The sequence below is a fragment of the Brevundimonas sediminis genome (assembly GCF_048799765.1).
Lineage (GTDB): Bacteria > Pseudomonadota > Alphaproteobacteria > Caulobacterales > Caulobacteraceae > Brevundimonas.
Genome location: NZ_JBLYQK010000049.1, coordinates 1 through 13,055 on the forward strand (window position 1 = coordinate 1; position 13,055 = coordinate 13,055).

The 13,055-nt window shown below is 30.2% G+C and carries 19 protein-coding genes; all 19 read right to left on the bottom strand.

Features of this window, described 5'->3' with window-relative positions; genetic code table 11:
* Window positions 1-99: 99 nt before the first annotated feature.
* The 19 genes from ACLQ7T_RS15400 to ACLQ7T_RS15490 all read right to left on the bottom strand — a co-directional run bounded on the left by ACLQ7T_RS15400 (window position 100) and on the right by ACLQ7T_RS15490 (window position 12,730).
* Complete coding sequence (locus ACLQ7T_RS15400; protein ID WP_420480193.1) at window positions 100-345, bottom strand: hypothetical protein; 246 nt, start codon at window positions 343-345, stop codon at window positions 100-102.
* A gap of 95 nt (window positions 346-440) precedes the next feature.
* Window positions 441-1,130, bottom strand: a complete 690-nt coding sequence (locus ACLQ7T_RS15405) for a hypothetical protein (protein WP_420472473.1) — start codon at window positions 1,128-1,130, stop codon at window positions 441-443.
* Window positions 1,131-1,225: 95 nt separating this feature from the next.
* Window positions 1,226-2,413: a phage tail tube protein gene (locus tag ACLQ7T_RS15410; RefSeq protein WP_420480194.1), complete on the bottom strand. Its 1,188-nt coding sequence runs from the start codon at window positions 2,411-2,413 to the stop codon at window positions 1,226-1,228.
* Window positions 2,414-2,423: 10 nt separating this feature from the next.
* A complete protein-coding gene (locus tag ACLQ7T_RS15415; protein ID WP_420472471.1) occupies window positions 2,424-2,918 on the bottom strand; it encodes a hypothetical protein in 495 nt (164 codons plus the stop codon).
* Window positions 2,915-3,568: a hypothetical protein gene (locus ACLQ7T_RS15420; protein WP_420472470.1), complete on the bottom strand. Its 654-nt coding sequence runs from the start codon at window positions 3,566-3,568 to the stop codon at window positions 2,915-2,917. Before ACLQ7T_RS15420 ends, ACLQ7T_RS15415 begins: the two co-directional genes overlap by 4 nt.
* The gene (locus tag ACLQ7T_RS15425; protein WP_420472469.1) at window positions 3,565-3,915 is read right to left on the bottom strand and encodes a hypothetical protein; all 351 of its coding nucleotides are present in this window, start codon (window positions 3,913-3,915) and stop codon (window positions 3,565-3,567) included. The genes ACLQ7T_RS15420 and ACLQ7T_RS15425 overlap by 4 nt, the downstream gene beginning before the upstream one ends.
* A gap of 9 nt (window positions 3,916-3,924) precedes the next feature.
* Complete coding sequence (locus tag ACLQ7T_RS15430) at window positions 3,925-4,062, bottom strand: hypothetical protein (protein WP_420472468.1); 138 nt, start codon at window positions 4,060-4,062, stop codon at window positions 3,925-3,927.
* Window positions 4,062-4,343, bottom strand: a complete 282-nt coding sequence (locus ACLQ7T_RS15435; protein WP_420472467.1) for a hypothetical protein — start codon at window positions 4,341-4,343, stop codon at window positions 4,062-4,064. Before ACLQ7T_RS15435 ends, ACLQ7T_RS15430 begins: the two co-directional genes overlap by 1 nt.
* A 9-nt stretch (window positions 4,344-4,352) precedes the next feature.
* Window positions 4,353-5,444, bottom strand: a complete 1,092-nt coding sequence (locus ACLQ7T_RS15440; RefSeq protein ID WP_420480195.1) for a major capsid protein — start codon at window positions 5,442-5,444, stop codon at window positions 4,353-4,355.
* Window positions 5,445-5,454: 10 nt separating this feature from the next.
* Window positions 5,455-5,784: a head decoration protein gene (locus ACLQ7T_RS15445; RefSeq protein ID WP_420472465.1), complete on the bottom strand. Its 330-nt coding sequence runs from the start codon at window positions 5,782-5,784 to the stop codon at window positions 5,455-5,457.
* 11 nt (window positions 5,785-5,795) lie between these two features.
* Entirely contained in the window at window positions 5,796-7,046 is a 1,251-nt protein-coding gene (locus ACLQ7T_RS15450) for a S49 family peptidase (RefSeq protein WP_420472464.1), read from the bottom strand.
* Complete coding sequence (locus ACLQ7T_RS15455) at window positions 7,027-8,538, bottom strand: phage portal protein (protein WP_420472463.1); 1,512 nt, start codon at window positions 8,536-8,538, stop codon at window positions 7,027-7,029. Before ACLQ7T_RS15455 ends, ACLQ7T_RS15450 begins: the two co-directional genes overlap by 20 nt.
* Window positions 8,529-8,738, bottom strand: a complete 210-nt coding sequence (locus tag ACLQ7T_RS15460; RefSeq protein WP_420472462.1) for a hypothetical protein — start codon at window positions 8,736-8,738, stop codon at window positions 8,529-8,531. Before ACLQ7T_RS15460 ends, ACLQ7T_RS15455 begins: the two co-directional genes overlap by 10 nt.
* Before the next feature lie 58 nt (window positions 8,739-8,796).
* Window positions 8,797-10,767: a terminase gpA endonuclease subunit gene (locus ACLQ7T_RS15465; RefSeq protein ID WP_420480196.1), complete on the bottom strand. Its 1,971-nt coding sequence runs from the start codon at window positions 10,765-10,767 to the stop codon at window positions 8,797-8,799.
* Window positions 10,767-10,964, bottom strand: coding sequence for a hypothetical protein (locus ACLQ7T_RS15470; RefSeq protein WP_420480197.1), 198 nt, complete (start codon window positions 10,962-10,964; stop codon window positions 10,767-10,769). The genes ACLQ7T_RS15465 and ACLQ7T_RS15470 overlap by 1 nt, the downstream gene beginning before the upstream one ends.
* Before the next feature lie 3 nt (window positions 10,965-10,967).
* Window positions 10,968-11,408 carry a YopX family protein gene (locus ACLQ7T_RS15475; protein WP_420480198.1) on the bottom strand — a complete coding sequence of 147 codons (441 nt, stop codon included), beginning with the start codon at window positions 11,406-11,408 and terminating at the stop codon, window positions 10,968-10,970.
* Complete coding sequence (locus ACLQ7T_RS15480; protein WP_420480199.1) at window positions 11,409-11,780, bottom strand: RusA family crossover junction endodeoxyribonuclease; 372 nt, start codon at window positions 11,778-11,780, stop codon at window positions 11,409-11,411. It lies immediately after the preceding gene.
* Complete coding sequence (locus ACLQ7T_RS15485; protein WP_420480200.1) at window positions 11,781-12,437, bottom strand: hypothetical protein; 657 nt, start codon at window positions 12,435-12,437, stop codon at window positions 11,781-11,783. It abuts the gene before it with no gap.
* Entirely contained in the window at window positions 12,434-12,730 is a 297-nt protein-coding gene (locus tag ACLQ7T_RS15490) for a hypothetical protein (protein ID WP_420480201.1), read from the bottom strand. Before ACLQ7T_RS15490 ends, ACLQ7T_RS15485 begins: the two co-directional genes overlap by 4 nt.
* Window positions 12,731-13,055: the final 325 nt, after the last annotated feature.

Here is a 13,055-nt window from a genome sequence, read left to right on the forward strand (position 1 = left end):
ATTATCAATTTTAAGGGTTGTTTTTATATCAGCCATTTATATTCCCTGAGATTTTTTTAGATTATACCTTTTTTTGTATAAAATTGCAATTGCTAACCTTTAGTCTTTTTTAGTTAGCAATGCAAACATTTTTTCTTGAAATATTGTTACAAAGAATAGATATTTGTCTAAATCATCGTTTATTTGATTTTTCATTTCTATTCTTAAATATTGCTTATCTATATAGTGTGGTACTGGTGTCATTCCTGGAATATACCTTACTGCTGAAAACATTTCTCTTCTAAAGAAGTCATATATTTTATATGCTTCATAAGGTACTCTTGGGTATGTTAAGGCTTTTATCATTTCTTTAAAATCTTGCTTTTGTGCTTTTTCTAACGTTATATTTGAATTTTCAGCCCATTCTCTAAAATATTGATTTTCTTCATCAAACTCCCACTCTAAGAGTTTGATGAGTGCTTTCCCAAGCTTGTTTTTTCATATGCTTTTGTAACTGCTTGAGCTATTTGCATTATTACAGTTTCTTTTTCCCATTCATTTAGCTTTCTACCATCTAATTTTGATATCTTTAATGCTGTTTTTTCTATTTCTTTTGATAGTTTAGTGCTTTTTTCGTTTAGCTTTTCAAGTACATCTTCATCAATTTCTCCATCACTACTTCTTATTTTGCTATACTCATAAAAACATTGTTCAAGCTCTTGTTGTTTTTTCATAAATTCTTCTGCTTCAAATATGTTTGGTAGATGACAATTTTCTGTATTTGGTGTTGCTTTTACACTTCCATCTGTGTTTATCTTATCTGTTGCTTTCGCTACTGCTAATCTACACATAAGGATTACTTCTTCTAGATTGTGTTTTTCACACAACTCAACAGCTTTCATTTTTATGTCTTTTTTTTGTATATCTTTATCTTTTGAAATTATTTCTTGCAATACTTCTGAAAATTCTGCTTTATTTTCTGCTAGCTTAAATATTTTTGGCTCTTCACTTGGATTGTTTCCAACTTTTTTTAAAATATCTTGTAGCTCTTGTGGCAAGCTTATTTTTTCTTCTAGCTTTTCTAAAAAACTTTCTAATTCTTCTTTATGATTATCTTTAATTAATTTTTTTATTCTTTCTTCTAAACTCATTTTTACATCCTTTTTTTGTTTTGAGAATACAAGTTTACTATAAAATAAAAAAAAAGGCAAGAAAATCATTTCTCACCTTTTTTTAAATATTTTATTTATTGATAGTTTATTTGAGATTGCACTTTATAATCTACGGTTCTGTAGCTGTTGTTTCCATCTGCTGTCAATGGTACAGTAATTTCTGCAAATCTTTCTGTAGTAAAGTCTGGATCTACTCTGTCTCTTTCTACATTATTAAATGTAAAATGAGCTAACTCACCTCTTGCATTTCCTAAAAGAATTTTAATTTCTGCTGCTTCATTATTGAAAGCTTTTTGATATTCTTCTTTTGTGAACTTAAGTGTCATTTCTCCTTCTACTTGCATGATTGGAGTATTTGAAACTTTTGAATCAATCTCAACTGCATCTTCATATGCTGTGTTTCTAGTAATTGTCATTCTAAACATTGTTGTGTCTATTGGCTGAATACCGTTTATTAACACTTTCATGTCATCATATTTAAAAGCAAAATCTATCATATCTTGCTGAGTGTATCCAACCTCATCTTCTACTGATATCCAATCAACTTCCGTATTGTCTTTTGCACTTCTTGCTGTAACAGGAATAGAATACTTATGGATTACTCCACCAGCTGTTTTGTTTAACTCCATTGCGTTTAGATAAGCCCCATTGATTCTTTTCTTAAATACATCAGAAGCACCGCCACAAGATGAATCACCTGAATACTCAATACCAATCGATGGTAAACAAGCTTGTGATACACCAGTATATATTGTAAGGTTTTTAACTACAATCCACTCTGCTGTTCCATCAACAATTTTTGAGCCTATTGAAACTCCTGTTAAATCTGGCTCAATTGCATCAGATGTTCCTGCCTTAAAGCAAACAAGCATATGAACACCATCAGAATGTGATACAATATCTCCTATAGATAGTGTGTCATCCAATGCATCGTATTTTTCATATGCAGTTGCTGTTCGCCAAGCTGACACTGTTGTTGTTGCTATAGTATCTGGATCTCCTATTACATGAGTTACTAGAATTGGCATCATGTCACCCATATATTTACATTCAATGTTTCCATCAAAATTTGATTTTCCTCTGTCTTTTTTAGAGGCTTGACCATTATTGTCAATAGTTGGATTTGTTTCTGTTTGCTGAGTATCTTTTACTGAAAAGTTTATAATACCAGCTGTTTGAACTGCTGCTGGATTTGAAGGAATTTGACCTTCTTCTGCTTCTTTATAAAATAAGGCTTTTGTAAATTTATAATTTGTTGCCATGTTTTTTCTCCTAAATTTGATTTAGTTTTCTAAAAGCTAAGGATATACTTGCTTGGATATCTTCTGTTGCTTCACCTATTTCACTCATAACTAACTCTCCATCAATTATATTTATATTTCCATTTCCATTTATTCCGCATTGCTCTACATCTTCTTGAAGTATTTGTATTGCTTTTATTGCTATGCTTTTTAAGTTTTTCATAGATTTCCATCTTTTTATGCCATTTGTTAAATCTGGCTCTAAATTTGGCTCTATTCTTATTGCAAGAGGCAATATCCAAGTTTGAACATATTCGTCAGTTTTATCAGCTATTTCATCAGTGAAATATGTTGCTAAAGATGGTAGCGTCTCCTCTTGCATATTTTCATCTAAAGGTATTGAGCTATAATAGTTTAAGCTTTTCCCTAAAATATTCTCAACAAAAACATTAAACTCTGTGGAATTTTTTAAAGTTTCAATTGCCCAACCTTCTAAATCTATGTCTTGAAATAGAAATTTACTCACGATACCATTCTCCCTTTTATGTTTGCCCTATTTACTTGTTTTGCTATTAACATTTCTAGCTTATCGCCCATAATTTGTTTTACTCTAGGTATAGCCATTGTTCTACCTTTTTCAACAAAATTTCTTTTTTTATATTTTGCATTTTTAAAACCTGGCATTGAGCTTGGTCTTGCTTTTTTATATGAAGAGTCATTAGCGTTTCCATCGTTTAGCTTTTTTAGTATCCCATATGTTGCTTCTGAAACACCGCCTACTTTTCTACCTGTACCAACCACTTTTCCATTTCTTCTTAGTTTTGGTCTGTATGCTTTGTGCATTCCGCCTACAACTGCAACCATATGTCTTTCTGAAACCCATGATGTAATAAAATTTTTCATATGGTTTGGTCTATATGGACCGCCTGTTTTATGATTCATCATATTGCTTCCTGGTCTTTTTGCGGTCACACCTCTATGGATTCTTCTTTTTCCATTTACTACGCTTTGACTCCAAAGATGTCTTGATGATAACTCCATTTGGTTTCTAATACTTTTTCTAATTGTGTTTGCTGATTGATCTAAAGCATCCATTCCTAAACCATAGCTTAGGGTTGCTATTTTGTCTAATAATGGAGTGAAGCCATCATAAATCTGTATTTTTACACTACTCATGGTCTTCTACTTGGTTTAGGGTTGCTTTTAGTTGATTTTGATTTTTCGCAATATATATTATAAACACTACCGCTTTTTATCCATCTTCTTACACTAAAAGTTTCCATGTCAAATTCAATTTTATCTCTTGTTGAAGGTGAAAAGTCTAATGGCACAGATGAAAAAACTTCCATATTTGATATTTTTTCTTTTTCCTGTTTGTTAAATTCTCCTCCTCCAGCAAAAGCTTTATATGGAATATCCTCAAGAGTTTCTTTTCTCTTGTATATTATTGTTACCGATGGAGATATTGTATTTGAATTTACGAATTTTACTCTTGTTGCTTGTAGTAAATCTCTTGCGTTCAAAATGAATCCTTAAATATATTTTGCTACTTTTTCTACTTCTACTTTTTGTTTTGCAATACAAGGCAAGACACTAACTGTCTCACCTTTTTTAAAAGACTCTTTTCTTACAAAACCTTTTTTTGTAAATTTAATATTTACTCTTTTCATTACTTATCCTTTGAAGATAAATATTCCTCCCATGAAGTTGGAGCTTTGTCTTTTGCACTTGCAATTGCCTCAACAACAATTCCTTCAAGTTTTGCTACTTTATCTTCAAGAGCTTTTGTGTCTACACCGTTTACTTTTGACACAGGCTCTTCATATAAAGATGCTGCTTTATCTTCAATAAGTTGCTTAGTTTCTTTTTCTGTGATTGTATCTTTCCCAATCTCAACTACATCTCCGTAGTTGAAACCTTTATACTTACATTCTAACTTAACATATTTCATGTTTTATCCTTATGCTACTAAAGTTGCTTTGATTGAAATAAAAGCTTTTGGTTGGTTCATTGTTGGCAATGGAGAACTTCTATAGTATCTTTTTACACCAGCAGGATCTTTTTTAATTTCCGCATCAATCCACTCCATCCCTACCACAGTAGTAAGTTCTGAGTTTTCATCACTTCCTGTTGCAACTGGGATATTCCCATATTGAACTTGACCGTTTTCTTCATTTCTTGCTTTAAACCCAACTGCATAGTTTTTATCTAGATAATATTGTTCAGTTTTTGAAGCATCTACATATTGTTCAAATTCATAGTAAATCTCAACTGGTTTTCCATAATCACCTGTTGTTGAACCTAAATATTTAAAATATTCAGTTGATTTTGCTTCTCTTTCTTCTTTTGTAGCTTGAATAAAGTTTGCTTTTTTACCATTTGTTGTGTTGTCAGTTGTTCTTACATTTGCATTTGACATGAACGCTTTTTTAGCTTCCATACCAAGCACATATGTATCTACTGCATGCTGACCCATTTTTTCAGCTTCAATTTCTAGTTGCTCAATTGGATTTGAGTTTGCATCATTCCATTCAATTTGTCCTGATGTTGATGTATCATTTACAATTTTATTTGTTAAACCAAAATCAATTTCATCAACTGCATCACCTTGACCTGAAACTGTTAGCTTACCAGTAGTAAGTACATCATAGGCTGATTTTTTGATAAGCCTTTGCGCTCTTTTTTTAAGTTTACCAAAACCTTTCATGTCATTTTCTAAAGCTGCTATTTCAGCTTCTGACATACCTTGTGCTAGTTCGCCATAAACAGTTTGACCGATTCTTTTTTTGTTTACGTTTTTAACTGAATCTACAATAGACTCATTTACTTGCATTGGATTTACAGTAATAGTTTTATAACCATCTTTATTTACAATATTTGATTGTTTTTCAAAATTACCCTTTAAAGCAATTTCTGAACCACCTTCATAAACATCAAATTCTACTTTTTGTGAATCATGCTCATATCCACCTGGAAATGCCATTCTTGTGATTGACATATCTACTGTTTCCATTGTTGCTACTGCTGCAATTAAGCTTGTTTTTACTGCCATTTTTTTTCTCCTAGTCTCTTAAGAAAATATTTTTAAAATCTAATGCATCTCTTACTTCTGCATCAGTACCATCATTAAAGTTTACTTCAGAAGCTTTAATATCTGCATCTCTATATGCTTTACCAGCTACATCTCCTGCTGTTGCATCTACATCATCATACATTACTGTATAAGGATCGCTCCCTGTTGTAAATTTTACAACTTTTGTTGTTTCAACTGCATCTAGCTTTACAAGATCTCCCCTCTTAAGGTCTTCACCAGCTTTCACTGTTACATTTTTTAATAATCTTACTTCAACATCAAGATTGTCTTGATTTTCTAGCGTTGTTTCTAATGCCATAACTTTTCCTTTTAGAATTTCATATTTTTAGCAATTGCTATTGCTAATTCTTTTTCTTTATTTGAAACATTTTCACCTTCATTTGCAGTTGCATTTTCTGTGTCTGACATTGCTGCAATTGCTAATTTGCTTGCCTCATTTGAATCTTTGCACTCAATCATTGCAATAGCAGTATCTTTATCTACATTGCATTTGTATGCTTCTTCCACTCTTGTTTTAATCTCTTTGATGTGAGATTCATTTTTTGTTGCTTGCTCAGATAACTTGTTTTCTAAATCAGCTTTTAATTTTATGATTTCATTATCTTTTGCAGCTAATTCAGCATTAATGTTTTCTAAATTTAAATTTGCTGTGTTTAGTCTATTTTCAATCGTTGTTTTGTTTGCAGCAAATGCTTTATTTTGTTCAACTAATGCTTTGAAGTTTTCTTCATTAAACTCCATGTTTTCTCCTTTTAAATTTTTTTTTGTTATTTTTTCGTTATCTGAGGGCATAACTGCCAAACTTTTCATCAACTTATCAAAAGTTGTTATTTCTTTTACAAAGCCTAAGTTTTTTGCTTTTGTCGCTGAAATAGTTTCTCCCTTATTGAAACCTGATGCAAGATTTTCTTCTGATAATCCCGTATTTCTAATAAGTCTTGAATAAAATATATCTTCTATTTCATTTATTCTTGCTGTAATTTTATCATCATTTATTTTATTTTTATTTTCAGCTCTTTTTGAAGTTAGCATTATTTTTTCACCATCTTCATCTTCTTTTCTGTATGCTACCATTACACCTATTGAACCTAGCTCAGCAACTTCTCCAGCATAAACCTCATCGCAGTTAGAAAATATCCACATTCCAGCAGATGCTAACATATTTGGTGTAAAAGCTATTGTTCTTTTTTTAGAGTTATAAATTCTTTCTCCAACTTCATCAGCTCCTGCTACCATTCCACCTGGTGTGTCTACAGTAAATAAAATTGCATCTATTTTAGGATTTAATTCTGCTTTTTCAATATATTTATCGATTATATCATATGAAGCAAATCCACCACATATTGCATTTATCCAAGTATTCTTTTTTGTCATTGCGCCATCAATAGAAATTATTGCTATATTATTTTTTTCTTCGTAGCTATGTGCTGGTGATATTTCATTATTTGTTTCTACTTTTTCTATTCCTGAATTTACTGTATCGATAAGACCTGTTAGGTATTTTTTCTCTACTGCCAACTCATGTGTTAGCAATAAACTTTTAATTTGCTGAGTTCTCATTTTTTACCTCTTGTAAGTTTAATTTTTTTATTTGCTCTTGTCTATATTTTTCTACTTCTAAATCTGCATCTATTTTTTTCTTATTTTGTTTTATTTTATCTGCCAAGAAATCTTCATATTTTACTCCATCTCTTGTTTCTATTATCTTACCTTCTGTTTTTAATCCTAGTTCAATATTTGTTTTATTTGCTTCTGCGGTTTTTGATGGCTCAATATCTATAAATATTTGTCTTAAATATCTATAGTTTTCATATGAGCTTGGATTTTTGAAATAATCTTGTCTTGATTTTATTTCACCTATTTGCACACCTATTAAAATTGCTCTTGAAATTATTTCATCAAATATTTTGTTTGTAAAATTATCAAATCTTATATCAGCTGAAATTTGGTCTGTTTCAGACACATATTTCATTGCTGAATAGTTTGCTTCATTTGCTTTTGAATAGACTGACATATCTGACATTCCTGAAGCTGAACCCATTTTCATTTCTGCATTTTTATTTAGTTCCGCATATACACCTTCTCTGTTTCTATTATCAAATGACACTTCATCTTGATGTGGAATTGGTGTAAGCCCCACTGGTTTTATTCCAGCATTTGCAAGTCTTTTAAGTATAGGTGTTGTTATATCTATTGCAACACCTACTTTATCATCTGTTTTTGAAGTTGCTATCTCTTGCTTTATTGCATCTTGTAATACTTGCATTATCTCAGAATATGCGGTTGATTTTAAATAAGCTCCACCTTTTGCGCTTTCAATTGCGCTTTCAAGAGATGCTTTACCGTATTGGTCTATTTGATCCAATGTTGGCAAAATTGATGTAAGTCTTGATATTGCGGTTTGCTGGTTTATTGAAGCCCAAACGTCAGAGTAATAAGTTATGTTTTTCATACTTACTTTTGTTGATGTCATTTTGTTTGAATTATTGTATATCCATACGTGAGTTATTTGATTCCATTTATTGTAAACAAGACCATTTAAAGTATATTCTTCTTGACCTTCTTGTTTTAAAATGTTATCATTTTTTCCTACATCTATCATATCCACAGGTACAAGTTCATATTTGTATGGCATTTCCCATTTGATATTATAGTGGTGTCTTATTATCACACCTCCATCTAATTTATCAAAATCTGATATTGCTCTTGCCGCTGAATTAAAGTGATGTTTCCCTGTAAGTTCGCCTTGCCCTATTTTTTTAAATTTTTTTATCCATTTTTCTGCTGATTCGTTAAACTTTTCATCTGGGCTTTCTATCTGAATATTTACAGATATGCCTATTGTTCTATTTGTGCTTTTACTTACAATTGATGGTATGTCTGTGCCATTTGCATTTAAATAATGTGTTTGTTTTCTAATTTTAGAAGCTGAATATCCTGCTTTATTATCAATATTTCCATCAAATAGTGGTTTTCCAGCAGTTGTAACTTTTGCACCTTGAAGATAATTTGTTGTTAATTCCCAAAGCGGATAACTTGTTGTTATTTCCATGTTGAAGCCTCTAATGTCCTTAGTTGAACTTTAACTCTTTCTCTTTCTTTATAAAGTTTATCTATATCTGTAAATTGAGTTGAAAATCTAGCAGATGAACTTCCTTCTTCTATTTCTCTATAGCTTTCATGCTCTTCTATTTTTCCATTTAAACTAGCAAGCCTTATTTTTAAAAAGGTTATTTCTTCTGATATGCTCATAGTTTTCCAATTTTGTTTTTTAAGATTTTAACTTTTTAAAGCTTAATTAAGGCTAAAACTAAAAATCCATTCTTGCTATTGCTTTTTCTATATTTGTAGCACTTGGCTTTTCCATTAGTGCTATTTTTTCCACTTCCGCAAACACATAACATATCATAGTACAATCCCAAATATGGTTATCTGTTTTTTTAGGCATATCCCATGTTTGTGTTGGGTTTCTTTTTTTTGTTTTTTGATTTATATGATAATCAAAAGTTTCTGATGTCATTTGCTTTGAGTAACTAGTTGATATGGTTTTTTCCATGTCTGATTCTATAGTATCTTTATTTACATAAAAAAGTCTTTGGCTATATATCTCTTCTTCTGATTTTTGATTTTCTATACTTCTTGCTATGTCTTCTGACATTTTATTCTTAAAGTAAAGGTTTGATACTTTTAACATTTTTATATCTACTGTTGTTCTATTTGACGACTGATCTTTTACATTTTTTATTACATATCCATTTGGACTTGATTTTATATCTGGATGTCCTTCTATTAGGTATACTTTATCTGAGCCATATTTGTTTGTCATATATTCCACAAAAGATATTGCTTCATCTGTTCTTCTTACACCATCTTGGTTATATCCTCTTTTGTCTATACCCATTTTTGAAACAATGTGTGGCTTTCCTGCTGAGTCTTTCAAATCCCAACATTTTACATATAAATCTTCTATATCTCCCCATGTTTCAAGTCTTCCTGAACTTAAAGAATGAGATATATTCCCATATGTAAATGCTTGAATATTATACCAAAAGTGATCTTTTTGCATATCTACACCAATATACACTCTTAATGTATCTTGTGGAACTTCAAACTCTGGCAAATTGTTTGATAATAGTAAAATATCATTTACATCTGTTTTTACTGACTCTGGCTCATAAAACTTATTTAGCCATCCTCTGTAAAACTTATCTAGTAAATCATTTTTGTTTTCTGACTCTATTGCTTCAATATATTCTTTTGCAATATCGTCTAGAGTTGCAAAATAAGACCCGAGCGAGTTCATATCAAACCCAAAAGATGTTTCAGTATTTAAGTTTTCTATTTCAAGTCTTGTTGAGCTTCCATCTTCTTTTATGATGAACCAGTCTAACTTGTTTTCTAATATCATTTTGGTTCTTTTTGATTCATTTATTTTGCTGCCACAACAAGGGCATTCTATATGAGTCTTTTCTACAGCGTATTTAACATATTCGGGATATGAATAGTTTTCTGATATTTCTTTTTTGTATTTTTCTTTGCTTATTATTTTTAAAGTCTCTGCTCCTGGATAAAAATCTTTTTCACAATTATCACATATAAATCTCCATTCTAATTTTACTTCACAGGTGTTATAGTTGCTACATATTTCATCTTCTTGATCAACTATCGTTGATACACCTATTACTAGTGGATTAAATCTTGAAAATGATTTAGTTCTTTCTGAGAACTCTTTTACTGCACCTTTTTCAAACTCTCCAATTTCATCCAAGATTACAAGTGGAGATGTTAGTGATTTTCTTTCCTTTACTGATGAGCCTGCTATAACAAAAGCTCCACCTGCAACTCTTTTCATTGCATCTTTTGTTCTGAATTTTTCTTGATTTGAATAGTCTTCAAACTTTTTCCATAGCTTAGGTATTGATTTTAAAATTGGATTTATTTTCAAAGTTAGTATTTTTGGAACATCTTCTTTTATTGGTTGAGCATATATTACCGTTGCTGGGTTTTGGTCTAATTTGTGTGCTGCTACTATTATTTCGTATAGTGATTTCCCTGATTGAGATGCCCACTTTCCAAACATTTTTCTAGTTAGGTTTCGCTCTGTTATTTTAAATAGCTTTTTATAGTGTGGAGAATATTTTATTTTAAAATTTCCCAATATAGGAGATACGTCTTCTGATGTGAAGATTACATTTTTGCCAGCCCACTCTTCTAGGCATAGTTTTTTTTCTCTTGTGTAAGCATTTTTATTGAATCTTCTTCCTGTGTAAACTACTGACACTATTTTCCTTTTTCTAAATCAATAATTCTTTTTTCTAGCTGTTTAATCTTTTTATCTCTTTTTTCAAATTCTTTACTTAATTCTTTATCTATAGATTTTATTAACAATTTTAATTTATTTTCATCTATTGAAGGGCTATTTAACATAAAAACAACACCAATTACAAATATTAATAATATAAATTCTATTGCACTCATCTTTTATTCTTTCTCTACTACTGTGTCTTCAAAAACATTTCCAATAACTTCAAAAAATGGCAACAAATCTCTCATATCAGAATCAAACAGTCTCGATAACAACCCCCATCGTAGTGGAGTTCCATCATAATCCTTTTGATGCAAGTGATACACCGTAAATGCACCACCATCAAAAGTAACAAAATAATGATTATTTTTCCTTCCAGATAATATATCTCCTGCATATATTTTATTTTCTTTAAAATCTCTATATCCTGAAAATTGCATCCATATGACATCTTCTTCGGAGTTGCTTATCATATCATCAAAACCACCATCATAAACCCATCTGCAAGGTGATATGCCTTGGTCCGAAAAATTTAGCATTGTCTTCTCTTTTTTATCCCATGCCCTGAAATCCATAACATCTAAGCAACCACTTTTATATAAATCTATTTTACTCATTTATTTCAGCTCCTCTATTTCTATAATAAGCTTATCATCTTTTGATTCAAGATGTTTTCTTGATATTTTTTCTACTATATTTTTATCATTTGTATAGGCTATTCCCTCTAGTGAATCTAGTGCTAGTTTTTCCACTGCATCAATATCATAGTCTTTTCTTTTGTTTATTAGTATATCCATTTTAAAAGATACTTTGCCTTTTATTAGCTTTGTTTTTTGTTTTATTGCATATATTTTTACTAAATCTTGGTATTTTTTTGCTTCTGGATTTTTTCTTATTCCTGGTGTTGGTTTTCCATTTACATATTTTATAACTGGAATATATAATTTGTTTAGTAATATTGGTATTGGTAATTGTATTTGTGTTTTCACTTACATCTCTTTTAATTTTTCTATTAGCTCTTGTGGCTTTATTCCATTTTTTCTTTTTTCTAATATTTCATTAAATACATCATAATTTGTTGGATCATCTTTAAACTTTTTCTCTATTTGCTTTGACAGAGTATCCAGGTGATCTTCATTGTGTTCGTTTAGTATTTTTTTTATTTCATCTTGATTTTTCATTTCTAAAAGTATTGGCAATATTTTTTCATCATTGTCTAGTTTTGTTATATGCATAATTGCTTGTTCATAAAGAGCCTTGTCTAACTCATCTGCATTTATCAATTCGCCTTCTGCTTCTTTTAATTTTACTGATGCAAGTTGAACATCAAGAATTTTTTTTCTTCTGTCTGCCTCTTCATATGAGATTAGATTTAAATCTATTGTTTCCTCATAGTTCATTCCTTCTTCATCTTTTCTTTTTTTGCCAGCTCTTGATTTTGTTTTATTTATATTATTTGCATGCCATATTAAAACTTCCTCTAATATAAATACATTTGAGTTTATTCCTTTTAGTTTATATTTAGGTAATCCTTTTTTTATCCAATTACCAATATTCCTAGTTGAAGTCTTAAAATAATTTTCAAGGAATTTTGTTGCTACATAAACTTTCCCATTCTCAACATATGCTTCTACTACTTCAATCATTTTGTTTCCTGGAATAATTTAAATCTTCTAAATTCTTCAAATTCTTTTATTTCTTGAGCGGTCCAACCATTAAACCTTTTACTAAATTCATTTCCATATTCAACTAAAAGCTTTAACATTTCTCCATTTATGTTATTTTTTATGCAGTATGTTCCCAAATCTAGCATTTCATATTGCAATTGTTTGTTATCTTTATTGGCATAAGTCATTCCTATGTTTTGTCTTGTTGTTCCCCATAGCGAAGCTATTTCATCCCTGTTGCATATTGGATGGTATTTGCTGTTATTTTTCATACCATTTCCTATTTAAATTTTTATTGCTTTTGTAATTATACTTACCCTTGCTTAAACTAGTTTAAAAACACCTCAGCCATGTAAATATACTTGCTTTAAAAAAAATTTATAAATCGGAATTGGAAATCAAACAAAAAACCTCAACCAGACTTAGATTGCGAGGTGTTGATGACCCATGTTAAAATAATTACTTTGCACAGTACCTTATGTATATTCTCTATATTTTATATACATTTTAATATTTATATATAGTAATTACTATTGATATATATATTAACTATTAAATTTATTTAAACAATCTCTATAAAATCATATGTTTCAAACA